A 23,915-nucleotide genomic window follows, 5' to 3' on the forward strand; every position below is an offset into this window, starting at 1 on the left:
CAAGATGATTCAGACTGATGAAGAGGCGTTGATTTGTGACTTGGCTGAAACGTATCATATAGTGGATTATCAAGCATTGCCCGCTAGTAAGGTGGCTATTCTAGCGGGTGGTTTACGAGATGATTCAAGAATTAAGATGATTCTTTCTCATCAAGAGATTGCTTTTGATACGTTGGTCTTAGCTGGAATCTTAGACCGATTAAGTCTGTTGTACTGGGCACAGACGAAAGATGGTCAAAAAGGGGCAAATCCGCCGGTTTCTATTGTGAACAAACTGCTCCACAAGGAAGTTGAGAGACAAGAATTGGTCTTTTCATCTGGTGAGGATTTTGAAAAAGCGAAACGGGCACTACTAGAAAAGATAGGGGGTGAGAGTCGATGGCAACTGAATTAGGCAAGGCATACGTGCAGATTGTACCTTCGGCTAAAGGTATTAGCGGAGCTATCCAAAATGTTATGGGTCCAGAAGCTGAATCGGCAGGTAAAAGTGCAGGGCTGAGCTTTGGTTCTACTCTTGTGAAAGCAGTTGGCGGAATTGTGGCAGCCGCAGGGATTGGGAAGCTCTTTTCTGCTAGCTTGATGGAAGGGGCAGACCTCCAGCAATCTATCGGTGGTGTTGAAACATTATTTAAAACTAGTGCTGATACTGTCAAACAGTATGCGAACGAAGCCTATAGAACTACTGGGCTGTCTGCGAATGCCTACATGGAAAGCGTTACGGGTTTTAGCGCTAGCCTGTTGCAATCACTGGGCGGAGATACGGCAAAATCTGCAGAAGTGGCCCACATGGCTATGGTCGATATGTCTGATAACGCCAACAAAATGGGGACTGATATGGGGCTCATCCAAAACGCTTATCAGGGATTTGCCAAGCAGAATTACACGATGCTGGATAATTTGAAGCTTGGTTATGGCGGGACAAAGTCTGAAATGGAACGGTTGCTGGCTGATGCGGAAAAGCTGACCGGTGTTAAGTATGACATCAACAATCTCTCAGATGTGTATTCTGCAATCCATGCCATTCAAGGGAAATTAGATATTACTGGAACAACCGCAAAAGAAGCCTCAACAACTTTTAGTGGCTCATTTGAATCCATGAAGTCTGCTGCTCAAAATGTTCTAGGCAATCTCTCTTTGGGTGCGGATATTGAGCCGTCATTAGTGGCACTGGCTCAAACGACTTCTACCTTTCTTTTTAGTAATTTCTTTCCGATGGTGGGAAATATTTTAAAGGGTTTACCACAGGCTTTTGCGGTTGTTTTTGAAACTGCGGGGCCTATTTTATTGTCTGGTGGTCAGCAAATGCTAGAGCAATTGGGGATTGGTTTTGACAGTGGAATGGCTGGTTTTGGCTCAAAAGTCATGACGACCATTCAACCTGTCATTCAAGGTTTTCAAACTGCTTTTGGGCAATTACCTGGTCTGTTTCAAACGATTGCTAGTTCTGTGGCACCAGTTATTGAAACCATTGCAAATGGCTTTACTCAGTTAGATTTTAGTGGGATTCAAGATTTGATATCTGCTATTATCCCCGCCTTAGAAGCGGGCTTTAGTCGGTTTATGTCGATTGCTGGTCCTGCGATTGATAGTGTGGTTCAATCCTTTGTTGGTTTGTGGAATGCGGCGCAACCATTGATTTCTATACTGGCTGATGCCTTGATGCCAGCTTTTGAAATTCTAGGGTCTTTCCTTGGAGGGGTATTTCAAGGGATTATGATAGGGATTTCAGGTCTGTTTGACGGATTAAAGATTGCGATTGACTTTTTAACGCCAGTTATAGCATTTCTAGTTGATGGTTTGAAGCAATTTGAGCCAGTCTTCAGCATGATTGCTCAGTGGGTCGGCGTTGCCATTGGATTGTTTACTAATTTAGGTTCTATCGGAGAAGGAATGGGTAATATTCTCAAGAATGCATGGTCTAACATTCAATCAGCTGTTCAGACCGCTGGAAATCTTATCAGCACGGCCATCGAGTATATCAAGTTGGCTTTTAGTGGCGCTGGAAACGCTGTAGGTGTTTTGAAAAACATCTTCTCGCTTGCATGGATGGCGATACAAGATGTCGTCAATGTTGCAAAAGGAATTATTGAAGGTGCAATTTCAACCGTTAAGGCTGCCTTCAGCAGTTTCGGTGGCATTGTGTCTAGCGTTGGTGGGAGTGTGACGGGGATTGTCAATAATATCATCTCAACAATCAAAGGACTTGCAAATATTGATATTTCTGGTGCTGGTGCAGCGATTATGAATGGCTTTTTAGGTGGTTTGAAATCTGCTTGGGGAGCTGTGACAGACTTTGTCGGCGGTATTGCAGGCTGGATTGCTGAACATAAGGGGCCGATTTCCTACGATAAGCGGTTGCTGATTCCTGCTGGTAAAGCGATTATGGGTGGACTGAATCAGGGGTTAGTTGCTAACTTTAGAGAGGTTCAATCTACTGTCAGCGGAATGGCTGGAGCTTTGGTGGATTCTTTTGGAGACGATGGGCTAGAAGCTAGTCTGACTAGTGATGTTCGTCAAAGTTTAACTAATGACAACCTGTTAAAAAATTCTATGGGTGTTTCTACTCAATCAGGTCTTTTAGACCGTCTAGCGAGTGTGGAGACGTTACTGCAAGGGATTTTGGACAAGGATTTGTCTGTGTACTTGGATGGTGAAAAGATTGGTCAGAGTACTTATCGTACTCATGGACAAATTATGGCAAGGGAGGGAATGTAGATGTATATGATTATCAATGGTTTCAATACTTCTGACATTCCTTATTGTCAGTTAATTGATGCTGGAGAGGTTGAAAGCGCAGCGCCTCGTGTGGCTGAATCTACAACGATATATGGCGCAAATGGGAAGGTCACTATCTGGGATGGCGCTTATGATAACTATGAAAGAACATTGACTTTTCTCGTTAAAACGTTGGAGGATGTACAACGATTAGTCGAGGTCTTTCGTAGCGAAAAGAATGAAGTAGAATTTTGGTACCAGTTAGGCAGTTTGTTTTATGCTGATTTTAAATCAAGCAAATATAAACCGTATGGAATGCACCATTGGACGGTTGACATTACGCTTGATATGTATCCTTTCCGCTATATGAAGAATGTAGAGGATGTGGTGTTAGCAAGCAGTGGCTCTGTTGTCAACAAGGGGACAGTATATGCGGAGCCAATCATTATCATAGAAGGACAAGGCGATGTTAGTTTGACCATTGGCCAACAAACCATGCGCTTGATCTTAAACGGAAAGGCGACAATTGATTGCCGTCATCGGGAGCAGAAGATTTTAAATAAGGATGGACAAATCCAAAATACCATCCGAAAACGTGGTCCGTTCTTTGAAATCGCAACTGGTCGCTCTGGGGTGACGACAAGTGGCAGTGTGTCGAAAATAACCATAAAGGGAAATTGGAGGTATAGGGTTTGATTTATCTAAAAGAGGGGAATATCCCTTTGAATCTTGCTTGGGACGATGATATTGTCCAAGAAGCAAACAGCACCTACCAGCTTTCTTTTAAGTTTCCAGTGACGGATGAGAAGTGGTCTTTGTTAACAACAGAGACCTTTCTTTTGGCGGATGATTTGCATGGAGAGCAGGAGTTTTTTATCTTTGATGTGGTCAAAGAAAATGGCTATGTGCAGATTTATGCAAATCAAGTATTTACGCTATTAAATTATTACACTATGTCAAGCATAAACGTAGATAGAGTTGTAGGTCAGATGGTGATGAATGCTCTTGCTGGCTCTATCGTTCGTAGCCATCCGTTTTCATTTTCTTCTGACATTATGGGACGTCATACGCTGAATGTGGCTGATAAGTCTGTGATGGATGTACTCGCTAAAGATAAGCACTCTATCCTTGGTCAATGGGGTGGTGACCTTGTCCGTGATAAGTATGATGTGCAATTATTGCAAAATGGAGGGACTGAAAACGAGTCCCTTTTCATGTATAAGAAAAATCTAAGCAAGTACCATGAGAGTAAGTCAGTCAAGAGCTTACGGACAAGGATTCATTTTCGAAAGAAACTCACTTCTCAAGAAAGCAAGAAGGAGCAGGTCATTCGAGTTACTGTAGATAGCCCACTGATAAATAAATATAGTCAGATTTACGAAGCAACCATGGAGGTCAACGACGAATCGGTAAAAGATGTTGCAAGTTTGAAAGAATACGGCAGGCGCTACTTTGCTAGTAATTTGTGTGACCTTGTAGAGGATAGTTTAGAACTTGAGGTGAAAGGTAAGTCGGATGTCCCCGTCAAGCTGTTTGATACGGTCAGCGTATATCATGAGCAATTTGATACTGATATTCGGATAAAGATTTCTAAATATCATTTCTCGCCCATGTCCAAAAAATTGAAATCAATCGGATTTGGTAAAGTGTTCCAATCCATAGGAAGTACACTTAGTGGAATGGTCAACGACGCTGTGTCAGAATCTACCTCAGCCTTGCTTTCGGACTTCGATGTCCGTTTAGCGAAAGAAATCGAAAATGCCAATCGTGCTTTCGATGCGAAATTTGACAAAGAGAAAGAAGCAATTGAAGACAGTATCGAACAAGCCAAAGCCAAGGCTGAACAAGGCTATGCTCAGCTAGCCGATGATTTCGACATAGCGCTCACTGACCAACGTAATGAAGCAATAATTGAGAGGCAATCGTTATTAGAAAGCATAGAGGAAACACGTCAGAAGCTTCAAAATATCCGTGTCGGAAGTCGTAACTACATACGTGATTATAGCTTCAAAGCGGGTTTTGACAGAATCTTGAAGAATCATGGGGATTGGCGCTTTGAACGCATTACGGATAGTCGTATTCCTGGTGGATATGCGGTAAAGGCAACTTATCACGGCGCAGAAAAGAATTCGGGCATTTCTTTGGGTCTTATCAATTTGACAACGAGCGAATGGTTAGGTCGTGAAGTGACGTTTAGTGTCTATGTTAAGGCGAACCGAAATCGCAAATTAACAAACTTTGGGCACGAGACAGGTGGTCTTTTTGGCGAAAAAGATATTACAACGGAGTGGCAACGATTCAGTAAGAGTTTTGTTGTAACGTTACATCCAAGTAATAGCAGTTGGACAGGTGTTGCGTTATATGATGAAAGTGAAGACAAGTTTTCAAATGGCGACGAATTGTACTTTGCAGTCCCTCAACTAGAAGATGGAACTGTCGCTACTACTCCAAAACCTGCACCAGAAGACAACGAGGTCAGTCTTGCGTCGGTTGAACAACGCATAGATAGTATATCTGCTAGCGTTTCTTCGTTGGATTTAGATGGTGTTCTGAAAAAATCTGAGGTTCTGATTGAAGATGGACGTGTTCAAATAGGTACTGGAAAGGTCCTAGACGGAAACGCAGTCGCAAGTCTTTTGACAGTTCAACCAGAAGCAATTCGGGCGGTGACAGATAAGATAGTTATTACCTCAAAACAATACAATCTTGTAAGCGATGAATACAAGAATGTTTGCAGGCGTGTGACCCAAAGTGGTTATGTGATGGACATTCCTTTGGCGATTAATGAGAGAGAGTTTTCGATTACAGGAGAGGCTATGCGTGTATCAGGAAGTGGTAGTCTGCAATTTTACTGCGTGGTATTTTATGGCGATGGAAGCAGGGTGGGAACGGGCTATACATCTAGTCTTATGAACACGACCAAGGCGCCTTTTAGCTTAACTTCCAAATTTACTACAACTAGCGGTAAAAGCGTGTCTGGTATCAGATTTTATATGAACGTCTCATCTTCTGATGTGTGGGAGGTGTGTAACCTATCCATTATGCCGAAAATTGGTGCAGAGCTAATCGTTGACGGGTCTATCACAGCTGATAAACTAAACGCAAATAGCGTGCGAGCAGGTATCCTGACCGCAAACTCTATCACGTCAAACATGATTGCTTCAGAGGCAATCACGGGTGATAAGCTGAAGGTAGATACCGCACTAATCAATAAACTTACAACAAATGATGCACTGATTCGAAATTTGACTGCTAAATCAGCGTTTATTACAGCGATTCAAGCGATTGACTTGAGTGCGTCACGAATTAAGAGCGGAGTCTTGCAAGCACGAAACGGTGCGATGAGGATTGACCTTGATAACGCTGGAATTTCATTTAAAGAAAAAGCAACACTTAAGTTTGAATCAACCGGCAATATCTTTTACAGAGAGAAAAAACATCCAAAGGGGCATAATACCATTGGAGCCCTCATGTTTAAGGATAGTCGAGGCGGAGGTGTTCTGACGGCCTTAGGCAATACCTCTCATCAGTCTGTCGAAGCTATGCGAAATACACAAGGGGAAGGTGGATGGACAGGTGATTTTGCGGGTGTCAGAGTCATTCGTGATGATAGAAACACACAATGGGACCGTGTCGACATCATCGCAGATAGGATTATCATGGCTCACTCTACTAATTTCCAAGATAAACACAATAGCGGATTTTATTTCTATCCTACGGCAGTCAACGGCTGGTGGAATTTGGGGAGAATTTTACAACTTATTAGCAATAAGTTTGAACAACACGGATGGGGAGGAATTGGAAATATCTACAGCTTAACTTATAAAGAAGAAACTAATCCAACTCAATTCACGTAAGCGAAGGAGAAACACATGAACGAGTACTTATATACACACATGATTGCGGACTTGTCTGATCAAGTTAAGAATAAGACGTTGGAATCTGCGGAGTATCGTGCACGTCTAGCGCAGGTAACAGAAGAAAAGGCGCAGGTTGTGCAGGATTTGGCATTTGTCCAAAAAGTTTTAGACTCGGACAAGGACTTGAAAGAGCTCTTTGATGAGCAGACTAAGAAACTAGAAGAGGAGGTAGCACATGGCGCTTAGGGTTTATTCATCGGCTTCTTACAATCCAACGACAGGCAAAACACTTGTCGGGATAAAAGAAAGTGATGACAGAGAGACCGTTTTATTCAATGCAACTCTGGATGGTGACCACACAAACGATTCAGACGCAGATTTGATTAAGCTAGCGCTTGATTGGTTCACGCTTCGGTATGTTAAAGCCTTCTCAGACCAGCTCTTAAATGACAAGGTCAATGAAGCGACAAAGGCTGCCAAGGCTTCTCAGGAAGCAGCGGATGAGGCGAAGGCTTCGACTGAGGAAATCAGACAGGCAACGGAGCAGGTCAAGGCGATGGTTCGTACGGTGTCCTTGACCCTTAATGAAGCGTTAGGTATGCTTTTTGAGGACAAAGACAGTGAAGAAGAGATGTCTGATGACGATGAAGAATCGGAAGATACCGCAGAAACAGAGGTAGTTTCAGATGATGAACATGAAACAACTATTGAAAACAATTAAAACGATAACAGAAAGAGGGACAATTATGATGGTTAATTTTTACGCGATGGAAATTTTAGAAGGCTGGATTACAATCGAACAAGTGCCAAAACGCTTTCGTAAGCGGGTGCAGGAGTTGGTGAAGTTGGCTGAAACTGGATTAGATAAAGAGTAGTCGCAAGGCTACTCTTTAAGGGAAGGAGACACTATGCCAGAAAGTATCAAAGCAGAGTTTTTGCTTTGGCTTGTTGGAACAGCTATTCCTTGTATTAGTATGTACATTACAAATAAAGGCAAAATCAAGGAAGCGGAACATCGTATGACTGTCCTTGAAATGAAAGTGGAGCAAGCCGAATCAAAAGCTGCGCATAATGCGACACGTCTTGACGGACACGATGAGCAATATCGCGCTATGTATGCGATTGTGGAACAGGTCAAGCACTTATCTACAACGCTCGAAGAAGTCAAGCATGATGTCAAGAGTTTAACACGAAAGGAGTAACATACACATGATTAACTGGAAAGTACGCTTACGCAATCCACGTTTTTGGGTTGCTTTATTATCAGCCGTGGCGCTACTGGCGCAACAGATAGGCTTGAATGTGTTCCCTGAAAACTGGAAAGAAGTTTTAAATACTGTCTTGACAGTTCTTGCGATTGTGGGGATTGTAGAAGACCCTACAACAGCAGGTCTATCTGACAGCGAGCGGGCTATGAACTATGAAGAACCAAAATAAGTAAAGGAGACATAGCATGAGAGCGATAAAACGCTTATTGTTAATGATGATGTTATTACCTATGGGTTATATCGCTTTCGTGCTTAGCCCGTTTATAGAATTATTTTATAAGGAGGGAAATAGATGACAGTAAATACTGAGACGGCAATTGCCTGGTTCGAGGCTAGAAAAGGTAAAGTAAGTTACTCCATGGACTATCGTGATGGTCCGAACAGCTACGATTGCTCAAGTTCTGTTTATTATGCTTTGATGTCAGCTGGCGCTATTTCGGCTGGTTGGGCAGTTAATACTGAGTATGAGCATGACTGGCTCATTAAGAATGGTTATACACTCATTGCAGAAAATCAAGACTGGGGTGCAAAGCGTGGAGATGTCTTTATTTGGGGACGCCGTGGTCAGTCTAGCGGTGCAGGTGGGCATACTGGCATTTTCATTGACTCGGATAACATCATTCATTGTAATTGGGGCAGAAGAGGTATTAGTGTTGATCATTATGACACAGTAGCAGCCGCTAGTTGCTATATGTATTGTTATGTTTATCGTTTGACAAATCAAATCAGCACAACCGCTGGAAAAAGCCTTGACACCCTTGTTCAGGAAACCCTTGCAGGTAAGTATGGAAATGGCGAGGAGCGCAAAAAAGCGCTTGGTAATCAATACGAGGCTGTTATGGCAGTCATCAATGGCAAAGCTACGACAGTTAAAAAGACGATTGACCAGATGGCGCAAGAAGTAATTGCAGGTAAGTATGGAAACGGCGAGGAGCGAAAAAAATTGCTAGGTTCTGATTATGACGCAGTTCAAAAACGAGTGACGGAAATTTTACAAGGCTCTACATCGTCACCCGTTTCGAAACCGACAAAAGAAGCTGGCGATTTGTCCTTTAATGGTGCTATCTTGAAAAAAGCAGTACTGGACAAGATTTTGGAAAACTGCAAAAAGCACAATATCCTACCAAGCTACGCCCTAACCATTCTTCATTTTGAGGGCTTATGGGGCACCTCTGCGGTTGGTCGAACAGACAACAATTGGGGCGGTATGACCATGACATCAAACGATGAGCGCATTACTCGTCCAAGCGGTGTCACAGTCACCCGAGGTCTGGCCAGACCGTCAAATGAGGGTGGCTACTATATGCACTATGCGACAGTAGACGACTTTTTGACGGACTGGTTCTATTTGTTGCGAGCTGGTGGCTCTTACAAAGTTAGCAGTGCAAAGACATTTAGCGAAGCAGTCAAAGGCATGTTCAAAGTTGGGGGTGCAGTCTATGACTATGCGGCTACAGGGTATGAAAATTACCTGGTAGGTGCTTCTAGTCGCTTGAAAGCAATTGAAGCTGAAAATGGTAGTTTGACTAAGTATGACCTAATTCCCGACACGCCAAGCAATTTACAGCCCGACAAAATAGACGTTGCGCTTGACGGTATCGAAGTATCTATCAATGGTGTGAAATATACGCTTAATAAGAAGCCGATATAAAACAAGCAACCCCGCTCAGAGGAATCTGGGCGGGACTTTTTTGTTGTGTAAAAAATAAATTCGTCCGAAATTCGTCCGAAATAATTTCTATATTTATCCGTATTTATCCAAATTAAAAATCAAAAAAGCCCGATTTTATGGGCTTTTAACTTGGTTAAATCCTGATAAAACAGGTATAAAAAGGCGGTAGACGGATTTGAACCGACGATCAAGCTTTTGCAGAGCCGTGCCTTACCACTTGGCTATACCGCCATAACAAATAACATTCTACCGAAAAAAAGCCGATTGGTCAAGTGGGAAATGGTCTATATTTGCATTTATTCTCATTAGAAGCAACAAATCCCTTGCCAAATCTTGTGAAATTTGGTAAGATAATAGAGTTGCAAAAAGCAATAAATACTCATCTCAAATCCATTGTGGGCCTGTTGCCGAAGGGTTGGTCTGCAAGCTGACGTTTGAGAGAGGAGAATAAACAAAAAGGAGACATTACTCATGGCAGTAATTTCAATGAAACAACTTCTTGAGGCTGGTGTTCACTTTGGTCACCAAACTCGTCGCTGGAACCCTAAGATGGCAAAATACATCTTTACAGAGCGTAACGGTATCCACGTTATCGACCTTCAACAAACTGTAAAATTGGCTGATCAAGCATACGACTTTATCCGTGATGCAGCAGCAAACGATGCAGTTATCTTGTTCGTTGGTACGAAAAAACAAGCTGCAGAAGCAGTGAAAGACGAAGCTATCCGTTCTGGTCAATACTTCATCAACCACCGTTGGTTGGGTGGAACTCTTACAAACTGGGGAACAATCCAAAAGCGTATCGCTCGTTTGAAAGAAATCAACCGTATGGAAGAAGAAGGAACATTTGACGTTCTTCCTAAGAAAGAAGTAGCATTGTTGAACAAACAACGTGCTCGTCTTGAAAAATTCTTGGGTGGTATTGCAGATATGCCACGTATTCCAGACGTAATGTTTGTTGTTGACCCACATAAAGAGCAAATCGCTGTGAAAGAAGCGAAAAAATTGGGTATCCCAGTTGTTGCGATGGTTGACACAAACACAGATCCAGATGATATCGATGTTATCATCCCAGCAAACGATGATGCAATCCGCGCTGTTAAATTGATCACTGCAAAAATGGCTGACGCAATCATCGAAGGCCGTCAAGGTGAAGATAGCGTTGAATCAGTAGAAGCAGAATTGGCAGCTACTGAAACAGAAGCAGCATCTATCGAAGAAATTGTTGAAGTTGTAGAAGGCGACAACAACTAATTAATCGTAAAACATCCTAAGGGGCGGGGCTCAGCCCTCCCCTTTTTTCTCAATATATTAAAGTAAGATAGGAGATCTAATAATGGCAGAAATTACAGCTAAGCTTGTAAAAGAATTGCGTGAAAAATCTGGTGCTGGTGTCATGGACGCGAAGAAAGCCCTTGTTGAAGTAGATGGTGACATCGAAAAAGCAATTGAGTTGCTTCGTGAAAAAGGAATGGCAAAAGCAGCTAAGAAAGCTGATCGTGTAGCAGCAGAAGGTTTGACTGGTGTTTACGTGGATGGAAATGTAGCAGCAGTTGTTGAGGTCAACGCTGAAACTGACTTCGTTGCGAAAAACGCTCAATTCGTTGAATTGGTAAACGAAACAGCAAAAGTAATCGCAGCAGGTAAACCAGCTAACAACGAAGAAGCACTTGCTCTTACAATGCCTTCAGGTGAAACACTAGAAGCAGCTTATGTAAATGCAACTGCGACTATCGGAGAAAAAATCTCATTCCGTCGCTTTGCCTTGATTGAAAAAACAGATGCACAAGCATTTGGTGCTTACCAACATAATGGCGGACGTATCGGTGTTATTTCTGTCATCGAAGGTGGCGACGAAACACTTGCAAAACAAGTATCAATGCACATCGCTGCGATGAAACCAACTGTTCTTTCATACAAAGAATTGGATGAGCAATTCGTGAAAGATGAATTGGCACAATTGAACCACAAAATTGAACAAGACAACGAAAGCCGTGCAATGGTTGGTAAACCAGCTCTTCCATTCTTGAAATATGGCTCAAAAGCACAATTGTCTGACGATGTGATTGCACAAGCAGAAGAAGACATCAAAGCAGAATTGGCTGCTGAAGGCAAACCAGAAAAAATCTGGGATAAAATCCTTCCAGGTAAAATGGATCGCTTCATGCTTGACAACACAAAAGTTGACCAAGCTTACACCCTTCTTGCACAAGTCTACATCATGGATGACAGCAAGACAGTTGAAGCTTACCTTAACTCAGTAAACGCTAGCGTTGCAACATTTGCTCGTTTCGAAGTGGGTGAAGGAATTGAAAAAGCAGCAAACGACTTTGAATCAGAAGTTGCTGCAACAATGGCTGCGGCTCTTGGTAAATAAGAATTAGAACTAAAAAAGAGAGGAACAAGCGTTCTTCTCTTTTTGTGTGGGTTGGAAATATCCAGATGACTCATCATACCTTCTTAGGCTGTTAAGAAATCGTGGATTTCTTCTTCGGTCATGGAGCTGTCACAGCGGACTTGTACGCCCGCTGGACCTGTGTATAGGAGGGCAGGAACGGTGACTGCCTGGTATTGGGAACGCAGTGCCTGTAGTGTAGGGTCTGGATTGCTACTATCCACAAAATATACTGTTAATCCAGTTGCTTGTGCAACCTTGTGGAGTTTTGGCACAAAACGCTGACAATATGGGCAGGTAGCACGTCCTAGAAAGAGAATGGCCTCTTCTTGTGTCAGCAGGCGCTCCGCTTCTTCTACTGAAATAGTTGTAAAATCTTGTACGAGTTCTTGAAATGAATTGGTAAACATAGTAATTCCTTTCCTCTTGTTATTATAGGAAAATCTAGTAAGAAAGGCAAGAAATTCTGTTTGGCATTTCAATCTGATAATGGAAATGCCATAAAATTATATAGAAAACAAGCACGTATGGGGAAGAGGCAGCGTGGCTTTTTACTTACTATAATAGCAAATCCCTATTGCTTTTGCTTTTCAAAGTTAGGGATTTAGGGTATAATAGTCAAAGATAGTCAGAGAAAGAGGTGGAGTCTATGGCGATGAAAAATACATCTGATTATATTGAAGAGCATATCAAGGCGATTTTAGAGCAGGTAAGTGTGGCAGAATTGCGCAGGAGTGAGTTGGCCAGCCGATTTGAGGTAGTGCCGAGCCAGATTAACTATGTGATTAAGACGCGATTTACAGCCAGCCGTGGCTATATTGTTGAAAGTAAGCGTGGGGGTGGAGGTTATATCCGCATCGGTCGAATTACCTTTTCGGATAAGCATGAATTGGTCCACGATTTGTTGCACAATATGGGGACAGAATTGTCTAGTGCGGTATTTGCGGATATCTTGCAACTCTTATTTGATGAGCAGTTGATGACAGAACGTGAAGGCAATTTAGTCTTATCAGCTGGTAGCGATGCGGTGTTAGGAAACGATGCAAGTGCCATTCGGGCGCGGATGATGCGACAGATTTTACGACGATTGGATAGGAAAGAGGACTAGGATGAAATTTTCAAATGGACTACAGCGTGCTTATGAAGATGCCCAGCTAATCGGGCAACGGTATATGTGCGATTACTTAGAGACGTGGCATCTGTTGCTGGCTTTTGTTATCAATCCTGACACAATTGCAGGAGCTGTTTTGGCAGATTATCCTGCTGATGTTACGGATTATGAACAAGCGACTTATATGGTGACCGAGCGTGTCTACCGTGAGGAACTAGAGGATTTCACCCTTTTACAGAGTTCAAAGCGACTTGACGAAGCAGCTCGTTTTGCTCATAAGATTGCAGAAGTCGTCAAAGCTAAGCAGATCGGGACAGAGCATTTGTTTATGGCCATGCTTCTTGACAAGCGTTCAATTGCTTCTCAAATCTTGGATAAGGCTGGGTTTCATTTTGAGGATTCAGATACCAAGATTCGTTTCATTGATTTGCGTAAGAACTTAGAAGCAAAGGCTGGATTTACGAAGGAAGATTTGAAGTCGATTCGTAGTATCCTGAAAGGCGGCAAGGCGAGTCGTCCAACTATGGCCAATATGATGGGTATGCCCCCAGCACCACAAACAGGTGGTTTGGAAGATTATACACGGGATTTAACCGCCCTAGCGCGTGCGGGTCAGATTGAACCTGTTATTGGACGTGAAGCTGAAATTTCCCGCATGATTCAGGTCCTTTCGCGTAAGACCAAGAACAATCCTGTCTTGGTCGGAGATGCAGGGGTTGGTAAAACAGCACTTGCCTTGGGCTTGGCTCAACGGGTAGCAGACGGTGAAGTGCCAGCTAGTCTAGCCAAGATGCGGGTCTTGGAGTTGGACTTGATGAATGTCATTGCAGGAACGCGTTTCCGTGGTGACTTTGAAGAGCGAATGAACAATATCATCAATGATATTGAAGAAGACGGCCAAGTCATTCTCTTCATCGATGAGTTACATACCATCATGGGTTCTGGCAGTGGAATTGATTCAACCCTAGATGCAGCAAATATCTTGAAACCAGCTCTTGCGCGGGGAACCTTGCGGACAGTAGGAGCGACGACCCAAGATGAGTATCAAAAACATATTGAAAAAGATGCGGCTCTCTCCCGTCGTTTTGCCAAGGTAACGGTCGAAGAGCCTAGTGTGGCTGATAGTATTGCCATTTTGCAAGGCTTAAAGAATGCCTACGAACGCCACCATAAAATTCAGATTACCGATGAGGCAGTTAGCACTGCCGTAACCTTTGCCAAGCGGTATTTGACTAGTAAAAATTTACCAGACTCAGCGATTGACTTGCTCGATGAGGCTAGTGCAACAGTGCAAAATCAACAAAAAACAGGTGGGAAACAGTCTAGCTTATCCGCAGCAGACAAGGCGCTTATGGCTGGAAAACACAAGACGGTCAGTCAGTTGCTCATCAAGGAATTAGAGGCTGAAAGTCAAGAGACGTTGGGTGATGCCCAAGTAACAGAAGAAGATGTCCTGTTGACACTTAGCCGTTTATCAGGCATTCCAGTGGCTAAATTGAGCCAGACAGATGTTAAGAAATACTTGAGTCTAGAAGCCGAGTTGCACAAGCGGGTGATTGGACAGGACGCAGCTGTTTCTGCGGTCAGTCGTGCCATTCGCCGTAATCAATCAGGAATTAGGACTGGTAAACGCCCAATTGGCTCCTTCATGTTCTTGGGACCTACTGGGGTCGGAAAGACCGAATTGGCCAAGGCCTTGGCAGAAATCTTGTTTGATGACGAGTCAGCCCTCATTCGTTTTGATATGAGTGAGTATATGGAAAAATTCGCAGCCAGCCGTTTGAATGGTGCCCCTCCGGGCTATGTCGGCTATGAAGAAGGTGGGGAGTTAACCGAAAAAGTACGGAACAAACCATACGCTGTCCTACTTTTTGATGAGGTTGAAAAAGCCCACCCTGATACCTTTAACATTCTCTTGCAGGTATTGGATGACGGTGTCTTAACTGATAGTAAGGGGCGGAAAGTTGATTTTTCAAATACCCTCATTATCATGACTTCAAACCTTGGGGCAACAGCCTTGCGCGATGATAAGACCGTTGGCTTTGGCGCACTTGATTTATCGCAGAGTCAGGAACACGTTGAAAAACGGATTTTTGAAGAATTGAAAAAGGCCTATCGACCAGAGTTTATCAACCGGATTGATGAAAAAATCGTCTTCCATAGCTTGACTGACCAAGATATGCAAGCGGTAGTGAAAGTGATGATTCGTCCGCTTCAAGCAGTCATGTCTGAAAAAGCTATTCAGTTCAAGATTCAACCATCTGCCTTGAAATTATTGGCGCAAGAAGGTTATGATCGGGAAATGGGAGCACGTCCGCTCCGCCGCCTAATTCAGACGAAAGTTGAAGATCCTCTAGCTGAAATGCTCCTTCGTGGAGAATTACAGGCGGGAGACACATTGAAAATCGGTGTCAAGGCTGGAAAATTGAATTTTGATATCAGTCGCTAAATACAAAATGAGGCTGGACAAAAAGTCTTAAAAATAGTAAATGGCTTAGATTAACGTTGTCAAGAAACGTTGATTCTAAGCCATTTTATATTGTTCGGTTTTTAAGAGAAAGGTTAAAAATTGAGTTTTTGCCCAGCCTTATTTTGTATAGGCTTCGCGTGCTTGTTTAAAGAGTGCTTCGACTTCTTCGATAGATTCGGCACGAGCGACTGCTCCACGAATTTTAGCAGCACCTGCTGTTCCACGTAGATAATGAGGGGCAAGGCCGCGGAATTCGCGCACGGCAATGCTTTCCCCTTTTAGATTGACGAGGCGAGTCAGGTGTTCAAAGGCGATGTTGAGCTTATCGTCAAAACTCAAATCAGGCAAGATTTCACCTGTTTCGAGGTAGTGATTGATTTGCTCGAAAATATAAGGGTTTCCCATAGCAGTTCGTCCGACCATGACTGCATCTGCACCGACTTCTTCGATTCGCTGACGAGCGTCTTGGACGGTGCGAATGTCGCCGTTTGCGATGAAGGGAATCTTAGTGAGGGCCTTTGCGACCTTGCTGAGGGTGTCAAGGTCAACAGTTCCCGTATACATTTGTTCCCGAGTCCGACCGTGCATGGCAAGAGCTGCTACTCCAGCGCTTTCTGCGGCGAGGGCATTTTCAACAGCTAGGCCAGGGTCTGCCCAACCTGTTCGCATTTTGACGGTCAGAGGAATATTAAGGACAGAGCTGACCTGCTTGATAATGTGGTAAATTTTATCAGGATCTTTGAGCCATTTGGCACCTGCTTCATTTTTGATGACCTTGTTGACAGGACAGCCCATGTTGATGTCTACGATATTTGCCTTGGTATTTTTTTGGATAAATTCTGCAGCGCGGGACAGTCCATCAGCGTCTCCTCCAAAGAGTTGGATAGACATCGGGGCTTCATTTTCTTCGATATGCAGCATGTGCAAGGTTTTTTCGTTGTTATAGAGCAGTCCTTTTTCAGAAATCATTTCCATGACCACGAGCCCCGCGCCCATTTCTTTTGCAATGGTCCGAAAGGCAGAGTTGGTCACGCCAGCCATAGGGGCTAGGACTGTTCGATTGGGGATTTCGACCTTTCCAATCATAAATGGGGTGTTGAGATTAGCCATTGATGAGTTCCTCCAAGTCGTTTTCGTCAAAGTGATAATGGGTTTGACAAAATTGGCAGGTAATGTCTGCACCCTTATCTTCTTCTTTCATTTCTTGTAAATCTGTTTTTGGCAAGCTAGCAAGAGCATTTAAGAAGCGGTCTTTTGAGCAATCACAAGCAAAACTAAGGTTCTCTTCGGACAAGCGTTTGAAAGCTTGATCACCATAGATGGCTTCTAAAAGTGCTTCGATATGGTTGTTTGAAGCAAGCAATTGTGAGATAGGAGGCATTTGTTGAATCCGCTCTTCAAATTGTGCGATTTCAGCCTCAGTCGCTCCAGGTAAGGCTTGTACAAGGAAGCCTCCTGCCACCTTGACCTTGTCTTCTTCATCAAGCAAGACATTGAGTCCAACTGCTGACGGAGTTTGCTGGCTTTCTGTCAAGAAGTAGGCAAAGTCTTCTCCGATTTCTCCTGAAATCAAAGGTGTCATGGAATGGTAGGGGTGTCCCATACCGTAGTCTGTAATCACCAAAAATTGACCTTGACCGACAAGAGGGCCTACGATGACCTCACCAGTTGCTGTCTTTTTCAAGTCGATGTCTGGGTTTTGAATGTAGCCCTTGACCTGCCCCTTGGTATCTGCCACGCTGATAATGGCACCAAGTGAGCTGTTGCCGAGGATTTTAAGAGTGATGGTAGTATCGCCCTTTTCGTTTGCAGCAAGCATCTGGTTGGCAATCAAGGTACGGCCCAAGGCAACGGTTGACGAAGCCATAGTATCATGCTTTTCTTGAGCCACTCGAACCGTTTCGGTACTATCTAACACAAAGGCACGGAAGTGCCCATTTTCTGAAATTGTTTTAATCATTTTGTCCATAAGAATTATTATAGCATACCCACGCCAAAATGCCAGCTGCTTGGGTTTGGGATGTATGTTGAAAAAGGAGAAAAGTAAAAAAGGAGTGGGACAAAAATCGTGATTTCGAAGAAATCGATTTTGTCGCTCTCGCTTTCTCATTTTTAGGCTCAAGTATTAACAGTCCACTGGACTGTTAATACCCCGCATGTTGACTAGCTTTCACAATTGAGAATTGTGAACGGTTGGAGATAAGAGGCTGGGCAAAAACTCAATTTTTAACCTCTCTCTTAAAAAACGGACAATATAAAATGGCTTAGAATCAACATTTCTTGACAACGTCAATCTAAGCCATTTACTATTTTTAAGACTTTTTGCCCAGCCTCTCTTTAATAGAATGTTGCTTTATCAATGTTTTACAGACCAGACAACTACTGCGCTAAACTGTTAAATCTACAAAAACAATGAGATTAGGGACTTTTGTCCCAGGCTCCTTTCGCTACAGCTGATGTTTATGAAATTGGTTTAATGATGACTTGATCAAGAAGCAATGAGACAACCTCGTTTTTAGCAACGCCCACGCCTTGCTCCATCGCATTTGCTGTTCCACTGGCGATAGCGTAGCGAATCACCATTTCATCGCTCATTCCATGTTCAAATGCGTAGATAGCTCCTGCCACAGTTGAATCGCCCGATCCAGTTGGATTAACGAGTTCGATGCTAGGGGCTGTCACGTCGTATAGTTTTCCATTGAACTGCGCAATGGCCCCTTGCTCTCCACACGAAACCAAGGTGTATGGAACGGGGATAGGGGTAGCTTTTAAGTAGTTAAGAACTTGCTGCTTATCGCTTAAGCTTTGTCCGATCAGTTCTGAAAATTCATCAATGTTTGGCTTGATAAAATCAGGTTTGTAGAAAGAATCATTTACGATAAGGTGGAGAGATTCTTTAGAGAAATCTGCAAAAATTTTGGTCTCGGATGGGAGATTTCTTCTCAAAAGGGCAATCAAATCATTGTAAAAATAGGGGTCATCTGAATGAACAGAGCCGTTGAGAGAAATCACATGTGGTTTCTCTTTTTTTGCAAGTTTCAAAATGGTATCGAATATTTCAAGTCGGAGTTCAGGGCTTGACACTTTTGGTCCTGCTTCTACAATTTCCGTATGGACACCGTCATTGTGCATGATAGTAATGGAATGTCGCGTTTCATCATCGATTGATAAGAAGACGGGATGAAAGGTTTCTGTCTTGAGTAATTCTTTAAAGAAGACCCCGGTCTTACCACCGACCAGTGCTAGGGAGGTAGCTTGAATGCCTAGATAAGAGAGGGCGCGTGAACAGTTAATACCTTTACCTGCTGCCATGATGGTCGAATGTTGAAAACGATTATGAGCAGCAAGAGAAAAGTTTTTTTCAAAATAAAGTAGATCAACAGATGGATTTAATGTAACAATTAGTACCATATATGATTCCTTTCTTGATAAAGACTAGTTAATAATTTCAGTATATACTCCGTAGTAGTCTTTGATCTCATCGGGAATATCTTTATCGGTCAAAATAGCAGTTAAACTACTTAATTTTCCAAAGATATACGAATCGCTATTACCAAATTTGGAATGATCCGCTAATAGATAGCTTTCCTTGGATTGATTGAGAACGACAGACTGTAAGCGTCCTGCCGAGGGAGAGAAGGTCGTCATGTTTTCATCGGTGATTCCATTCGTTGCAAGGAAAGCATAGTCGATTGAGAAATCAGTGATTAAGCGCTCAGCGTGTTGCCCATGAAACTCACCTGTTTTGGCATAAAACTCTCCACCTGTTAGGAGTACGTTTTCAAAATGATTTTCAATCAACCAGTTAAAGGTGATCAAGCTATTGGTGATAATATGTTTATGATCATTACGGAGGTGTTTTGCCAGAGCGAGAACGGTTGTTCCAGCTCCTAAATAGAGAACGCTTTTGGGGCGTATCATATTTGTAGCAAGGTCGGCGATGTACTCTTTTTCTGTTGTAAAGAGTGTCATTTTTTCATAAGTTGGTTTGATGCGAATGGCTTTTCGGACGCCACCATGTTCTTTGATAATCTTTTGTTCTTTTACGAGCTCATTGATATCACGACGAATGGTCATGACGGAAACCCCCAATGATTGAGCGAGTGCTGTATAGGAAATAATCTCAAATTTATCTGCTAATGCGAGGATTTCCTTCTGCCGATTGGCTTTCATATACGTTCTATTCCTTTCTTGTATTCAGACACTTTAAGACTATCATATCATAAAAAAACTAGATACAAAAACAAATGGTATGGTTGATGTTTTGGTTCAAAAACAAAAGTTTAACAAATAAATCAAAAAACATCATTGAAAGCGTTGACAACATCTAAAAAATAACTTATAATCAAATTATAACAAAAGTTTAACAAAATGTTAACAAAAAGAGGTGAAAAATGTATAAAGATATGTTGCAAGCTGATTTGGTAAAGTTGGATTGTAATGTTTCTACCCACGTTGATTTGTTCCAAGTAATCGGAAAGGAGCTCAGAGAAAAAGGATATGTGACAGATCAATATGTGGAGGCCTTGTTGGAGAGAGAACGACAATTTCCGACAGGTCTAAAGACAAAATTTGTAAATATTGCAATTCCTCATACCGATCCACAGGTAATTAAAAAACCGTTTATTTTTATTGTGAAGAATCATCAACCGCTCGATATGCTCCAAATGGGGGATAACTCAGAAATGACATGTCACTATTTCATGTTTTTGGGAATCAAAGATCCGACGGGGCAAGTTGGCCTACTTGCAAAGCTGATGGAAATTTTTTCGCAGGAAGCATTTGTAAAGGAATTTGTTCAAACGGAAAACGATTTGGACATGTATCAATTGGTAAATCATTATTTATAAAGGAGTCTATTTTATGGCTAGAAAACTTATTGTCGCATGTGGTAGCGGAGTGGCAACGAGCACTACAATTGCAGAGAAAATTAAATCACGCTTTGAAGATGATAACATTAGCTATCCGGTAGAAGCAGTTGATTACAAATCTATTTTGAACGAGCTGCCTCAAGCAAGTATCTATGTCTACATTGCAAAACCAGAAGCAGAGGTGCTAGAAGAAGCAGAACGTTTGGGTGTGGATGTTTTCCCAGGAGTTCCATTTTTAACAGGTATGGGTGTAGACGGTGTTTATGAAGACATTGTTGCAGCAACTAAAAAATGATTTATTGAGAGGAGTGAAAAAATATGAGTATCTTTAAAGATGTCATTCAATGGATTTTGAATTTAGGATCAGCTGTATTTGTGCCATTGATTATCCTAGTTTTAGGGTTATTGGTGGGCATGAAGTTTAAAAAAGCATTTATTTCAGCTATTACTTTGGGGGTTGCTTTCACAGGAATGGGCATGATTATTGGTTTCATGTCTGGGGCGGTGTCGCCTGCCTCTGAAGCTCTTGCCTTAAATACAGGTATTTCCCTACCGGCCTTAGATTTGGGTTGGACTGGTGCAGCAAGTATCGTATGGTCTTGGACCTTTGCGTTCACATTTTTCGCAGTTCAAATTGCAATCAATATTTTAATGCTCAGCTTTAACTGGACCAAGACCTTGAACGTGGATATGTGGAACGTCTGGGGTAAGGCTTTGACTGGATATCTTGTCTATTATGTAAGTGGAAAATTATGGGCTGGTTTTCTTGTGGCGGCAATCCAAGTGGTGCTTGAGTTGAAGCTAGGCGATATGTTCCAAAAGCATATTGAAGATTTGACTGGTATTCCGATGGTCACTGTTACACACTGTATGAACCTATCAGCAGTTTTCATGTTGCCAGTAAATAAATTGATGGATAAAGTTCCATTCTTGAATAAAAAAGCAGATACAGACTCACTTCGCAAGAAGATTGGTATCTTCTCGGAAAACTCTGTAATGGGCTTTATCATTGGGGTGTGTCTTGGTTTTGCAGGAGCATACTCTGTTTCTAAGTCATTGAATTTAGGAATTCAAGTAGCGACGGCCATGGCTTTATTCCCGATGGTGAGCAAACTGTTCATGCAGTCTCTATCACCGCTCGCAGATTCCATGTCTGAATTTATGAAAAAACGATTCAATGATCGTGAAGTCTATATCGGAATGGACTGGCCATTGCTGGCAGGTCGCTCAGAAGTTTGGGTAACGCTTATCTTGATGGTGCCATTCTTCATTGGGTATTCATTGATTCTTCCAGGAAATACAGTATTACCAATTGCAGGAGTATTAAACTATTCTATCGCAGTAGGCGGGCTCTTGCTTACAGGTGGTAACTTGGCGCGTATGATGATTTTAGGCGTGATTTACTTACCACTTTACCTCTACAGTGCAACCTACTTTGCGCCAATTTTGACTGGTTTAGCAAATCAGACTGGTGCTGTTGATGTCGAAAAAGGAAAATTGATTACATGGTCTACTATCGAAGCACCAGAGTTGCGGATACTATTTGCTGAGGCCTTTAATGCAAATGTGCTTGCAATTGGAGGGGCGGTGTTATTCCTTGTCTTGTTCGTATGGTTATACAAAACAATGATACAACAAGATGTGCCGTCAAAACGCTATGAAAACTAAGAAAGCCTTTTGGTTAACATTACTATTAGTTGGTATTCTCTTATTCTTGCTTGGTCTCAATACAGGCTACTATATCTATAATCTAGCAGCGATTGTGCTAAGTTTTATCGTCTACCGTCAAGGATACGATGTCTTGTTTAAAGAATATGATGAAAGCCAAAAAGAAAAACGTGAGACCGCTGAAAAAATTTATGCGGCCTTACGTCAAGGAAAAAAGAAAGGGGAAGAGTAGATGACGAGTGGAAAAATTCTATTTTCAGAAGAAAGAAAAGCTCTCGCGGATGCGGTGTATTTGACCTATCATCGTAAAAATACAAATACAGCTGGAGGGAATTTCTCCTTCAAAACAGTTGATAAAAATGGTAAGGAATATATCATCATGACACCGTCCATGATGTCAGAAGCCTACCATGGAAAAATTAGTCCGTCACAAGTATTGGTTGTGGATTATGACACGGAAGAATTGGTTGCTGGTGAGGGTAAAGTGACGCGTGAAATTAACATGCACTTTGCTTGCTATCGTACTAATCCTGAGATTAAATGTGTATTCCACGCTCATGCTCCAAATGCCATGTTTTGGGCAACCAGCCATTTAGATATGCCTAATGTGACAGAATCAACTCAGAAAGTGGAATATATCAAAGTGTTGGATTTTGCTCCAAATACGACACCTGAATTGGCAGAAATTGTTCGGCAAGAGTTGTTGCAGTCAGATGGCAAGCTACCTAAAGAATACCTATTAGATAGTCACGGGGTATTGATTTTAACGCCCGGTGCTGATGGGGAAGAGGCCTTGAATAAAGCCCTCCAAATTCTCGATACTGTTGAGTGGAATGCAGAAATTGCCTACAAACAAACGATTTTCCAAAAATTAGGGATTTTAGATGGCTACTACTCAAAAGGCCACAAAATTGGGACAATTGATGATTTAATCAATCGTAGGCCAATTTGGAATCATATTGAACAAGATGAAGGATATGAATAAGTAGACATGAGAGGGAGAGGCTGGGAGAAGCAACCAGCCTCATCTTTTTATTTGTATGTAGAAAGGAATACGAATATGAAACCATTTGAGCAATCTACAGTTGTGAAAGAGCTTTGTGAAATCACTTATGATATGTGGCAACAAGGCTGGGATGAGTATAATGGAGGCAATGTTAGTTATCTGTTGGTAGAAGATGAAGTCGGTGACTTGATACATGCGACACCTCAAACCAAGGTAGAGGTTGAGGGCATTCCAGAGAGTCTTGTTGGTCGTTATCTCTTAATTACTGCTTCAGGTAGCCATTTTAGAACATTACGAAATCATGTAAAAAGAGATACGGGAGTTGTACGGATCGTAGCTAGTGGTTATGAAGTTGTTTGGGGATTTGAAGAAAATAGGAAGCCAACAAGTGAATTTTATATGCATATCTTGGCGCATGCGAAACGTTTATCTATCAACCCCAACCACCGTGTGGTAGTCCATAATCATGCGACTAACATTGTCTTGTACTCTCTGTTAAACGAGGTGACGAGCCGATCGTTGACACTTGATTTGTGGTCTGTCTTGACAGAATCCATTGTTGTATTTCCAGATGGAATTGCGGTACTGCCGTGGGAAGTTCCTGGGACTCAGCAAATTGGGCTAGATACGGCTGAAGAATTGGCAGAGCACCGAATGGTAGTCTGGGCGAAACACGGCGTCTTGTCGACAGGTGTGAATTATCAAGATTGTTTTGGGCTGATTGAAACAGCAGATAAGGCCGCCAAATTGGCCTTGGATTTGCAACGGATTAGTGGAAAACCAATTGTAGAAAATAACGTTTTATCTACAGATAATCTCCGAGCAGTCTGTCGAGCATTGAAGGTGCAGGGAAAATACTTGGATGAATAGAAAAATCAG

At 42.4% G+C, this 23,915-nt stretch carries 25 protein-coding genes and 1 tRNA gene; 20 read left to right on the forward strand and 6 right to left on the reverse strand.

What is annotated here, in order from left to right; translation table 11 throughout:
• Positions 1-4: 4 nt before the first annotated feature.
• The 10 genes from CHF41_RS01445 (at position 5) to CHF41_RS01485 (ending at position 9,494) form a co-directional block, all read left to right on the forward strand.
• A complete protein-coding gene (locus tag CHF41_RS01445) occupies positions 5-394 on the forward strand; it encodes a DUF5361 domain-containing protein (protein WP_119875694.1) in 390 nt (129 codons plus the stop codon).
• Positions 379-2,715 carry a phage tail protein gene (locus CHF41_RS01450; RefSeq protein ID WP_119875695.1) on the forward strand — a complete coding sequence of 779 codons (2,337 nt, stop codon included), beginning with the start codon at positions 379-381 and terminating at the stop codon, positions 2,713-2,715. Before CHF41_RS01445 ends, CHF41_RS01450 begins: the two co-directional genes overlap by 16 nt.
• The gene (locus tag CHF41_RS01455; RefSeq protein WP_119875696.1) at positions 2,716-3,411 is read left to right on the forward strand and encodes a phage tail protein; all 696 of its coding nucleotides are present in this window, start codon (positions 2,716-2,718) and stop codon (positions 3,409-3,411) included.
• A complete protein-coding gene (locus tag CHF41_RS01460; RefSeq protein WP_119875697.1) occupies positions 3,408-6,572 on the forward strand; it encodes a phage tail spike protein in 3,165 nt (1,054 codons plus the stop codon). Before CHF41_RS01455 ends, CHF41_RS01460 begins: the two co-directional genes overlap by 4 nt.
• A gap of 15 nt (positions 6,573-6,587) precedes the next feature.
• Positions 6,588-6,821: a hypothetical protein gene (locus tag CHF41_RS01465; protein ID WP_119875698.1), complete on the forward strand. Its 234-nt coding sequence runs from the start codon at positions 6,588-6,590 to the stop codon at positions 6,819-6,821.
• The gene (locus CHF41_RS01470; protein ID WP_119875699.1) at positions 6,811-7,296 is read left to right on the forward strand and encodes a hypothetical protein; all 486 of its coding nucleotides are present in this window, start codon (positions 6,811-6,813) and stop codon (positions 7,294-7,296) included. Before CHF41_RS01465 ends, CHF41_RS01470 begins: the two co-directional genes overlap by 11 nt.
• 25 nt (positions 7,297-7,321) lie before the next feature.
• Positions 7,322-7,450, forward strand: a complete 129-nt coding sequence (locus tag CHF41_RS10265; RefSeq protein WP_276308855.1) for a hypothetical protein — start codon at positions 7,322-7,324, stop codon at positions 7,448-7,450.
• Positions 7,451-7,483: 33 nt separating this feature from the next.
• Positions 7,484-7,777 (forward strand): DUF7365 family protein, encoded by a 294-nt coding sequence (locus CHF41_RS01475; RefSeq protein WP_119875700.1) that lies wholly within the window; start codon positions 7,484-7,486, stop codon positions 7,775-7,777.
• A 7-nt stretch (positions 7,778-7,784) separates the two neighbouring features.
• Positions 7,785-8,012, forward strand: coding sequence for a phage holin (locus CHF41_RS01480; RefSeq protein ID WP_119875701.1), 228 nt, complete (start codon positions 7,785-7,787; stop codon positions 8,010-8,012).
• Between the two features lie 123 nt (positions 8,013-8,135).
• Complete coding sequence (locus CHF41_RS01485) at positions 8,136-9,494, forward strand: peptidoglycan amidohydrolase family protein (protein ID WP_119875702.1); 1,359 nt, start codon at positions 8,136-8,138, stop codon at positions 9,492-9,494.
• A gap of 181 nt (positions 9,495-9,675) precedes the next feature.
• Here CHF41_RS01485 and CHF41_RS01490 read toward each other — a convergent pair.
• A tRNA-Cys gene (locus CHF41_RS01490) sits at positions 9,676-9,746 on the reverse strand.
• A gap of 240 nt (positions 9,747-9,986) precedes the next feature.
• Between CHF41_RS01490 and rpsB the strand changes: the two genes are divergently transcribed.
• Both rpsB and tsf read left to right on the forward strand, forming a co-directional pair.
• A complete protein-coding gene (gene rpsB, locus CHF41_RS01495) occupies positions 9,987-10,769 on the forward strand; it encodes a 30S ribosomal protein S2 (protein WP_119875703.1) in 783 nt (260 codons plus the stop codon).
• Positions 10,770-10,851: 82 nt separating this feature from the next.
• Positions 10,852-11,892, forward strand: coding sequence for a translation elongation factor Ts (gene tsf, locus CHF41_RS01500; protein WP_119875704.1), 1,041 nt, complete (start codon positions 10,852-10,854; stop codon positions 11,890-11,892).
• Between the two features lie 83 nt (positions 11,893-11,975).
• On the opposite strand, the gene CHF41_RS01505 is transcribed toward tsf, so the two are convergent.
• Entirely contained in the window at positions 11,976-12,320 is a 345-nt protein-coding gene (locus CHF41_RS01505) for a DUF6568 family protein (RefSeq protein ID WP_119875705.1), read from the reverse strand.
• A gap of 239 nt (positions 12,321-12,559) precedes the next feature.
• Between CHF41_RS01505 and CHF41_RS01510 the strand changes: the two genes are divergently transcribed.
• Both CHF41_RS01510 and CHF41_RS01515 read left to right on the forward strand, forming a co-directional pair.
• On the forward strand, positions 12,560-13,018 hold the full coding sequence (locus CHF41_RS01510) for a CtsR family transcriptional regulator (RefSeq protein WP_119875706.1): 459 nt from the start codon (positions 12,560-12,562) through the stop codon (positions 13,016-13,018).
• A 1-nt stretch (position 13,019) separates the two neighbouring features.
• The gene (locus CHF41_RS01515; protein ID WP_119875707.1) at positions 13,020-15,470 is read left to right on the forward strand and encodes an ATP-dependent Clp protease ATP-binding subunit; all 2,451 of its coding nucleotides are present in this window, start codon (positions 13,020-13,022) and stop codon (positions 15,468-15,470) included.
• 138 nt (positions 15,471-15,608) lie between these two features.
• On the opposite strand, the gene dusB is transcribed toward CHF41_RS01515, so the two are convergent.
• From dusB to CHF41_RS01535, 4 genes are all read right to left on the reverse strand, one after another.
• Positions 15,609-16,601, reverse strand: coding sequence for a tRNA dihydrouridine synthase DusB (gene dusB, locus CHF41_RS01520; protein WP_119875708.1), 993 nt, complete (start codon positions 16,599-16,601; stop codon positions 15,609-15,611).
• On the reverse strand, positions 16,594-17,460 hold the full coding sequence (hslO, locus tag CHF41_RS01525; RefSeq protein WP_119875709.1) for an Hsp33 family molecular chaperone HslO: 867 nt from the start codon (positions 17,458-17,460) through the stop codon (positions 16,594-16,596). Before hslO ends, dusB begins: the two co-directional genes overlap by 8 nt.
• 491 nt (positions 17,461-17,951) lie before the next feature.
• Positions 17,952-18,902 (reverse strand): 1-phosphofructokinase family hexose kinase, encoded by a 951-nt coding sequence (locus tag CHF41_RS01530; RefSeq protein WP_119875710.1) that lies wholly within the window; start codon positions 18,900-18,902, stop codon positions 17,952-17,954.
• Between the two features lie 24 nt (positions 18,903-18,926).
• The gene (locus CHF41_RS01535) at positions 18,927-19,664 is read right to left on the reverse strand and encodes a DeoR/GlpR family DNA-binding transcription regulator (protein ID WP_119875711.1); all 738 of its coding nucleotides are present in this window, start codon (positions 19,662-19,664) and stop codon (positions 18,927-18,929) included.
• Between the two features lie 221 nt (positions 19,665-19,885).
• Between CHF41_RS01535 and CHF41_RS01540 the strand changes: the two genes are divergently transcribed.
• The 6 genes from CHF41_RS01540 to rhaD all read left to right on the forward strand — a co-directional run bounded on the left by CHF41_RS01540 (position 19,886) and on the right by rhaD (position 23,906).
• On the forward strand, positions 19,886-20,341 hold the full coding sequence (locus CHF41_RS01540) for a PTS sugar transporter subunit IIA (protein ID WP_119875712.1): 456 nt from the start codon (positions 19,886-19,888) through the stop codon (positions 20,339-20,341).
• A 13-nt stretch (positions 20,342-20,354) separates the two neighbouring features.
• Positions 20,355-20,657, forward strand: a complete 303-nt coding sequence (locus CHF41_RS01545) for a PTS sugar transporter subunit IIB (protein WP_119875713.1) — start codon at positions 20,355-20,357, stop codon at positions 20,655-20,657.
• A 23-nt stretch (positions 20,658-20,680) separates the two neighbouring features.
• Complete coding sequence (locus CHF41_RS01550) at positions 20,681-22,030, forward strand: PTS galactitol transporter subunit IIC (RefSeq protein WP_119875714.1); 1,350 nt, start codon at positions 20,681-20,683, stop codon at positions 22,028-22,030.
• On the forward strand, positions 22,020-22,262 hold the full coding sequence (locus CHF41_RS01555; RefSeq protein WP_119875715.1) for a hypothetical protein: 243 nt from the start codon (positions 22,020-22,022) through the stop codon (positions 22,260-22,262). Before CHF41_RS01550 ends, CHF41_RS01555 begins: the two co-directional genes overlap by 11 nt.
• Positions 22,263-23,015: a class II aldolase/adducin family protein gene (locus CHF41_RS01560; RefSeq protein ID WP_119875716.1), complete on the forward strand. Its 753-nt coding sequence runs from the start codon at positions 22,263-22,265 to the stop codon at positions 23,013-23,015.
• Between the two features lie 75 nt (positions 23,016-23,090).
• The gene (gene rhaD, locus CHF41_RS01565) at positions 23,091-23,906 is read left to right on the forward strand and encodes a rhamnulose-1-phosphate aldolase (RefSeq protein ID WP_119875717.1); all 816 of its coding nucleotides are present in this window, start codon (positions 23,091-23,093) and stop codon (positions 23,904-23,906) included.
• Positions 23,907-23,915 lie beyond the last annotated feature (9 nt).

Source organism: Streptococcus respiraculi (assembly GCF_003595525.1).
GTDB classification, from domain to species: Bacteria; Bacillota; Bacilli; order Lactobacillales; family Streptococcaceae; genus Streptococcus; species Streptococcus respiraculi.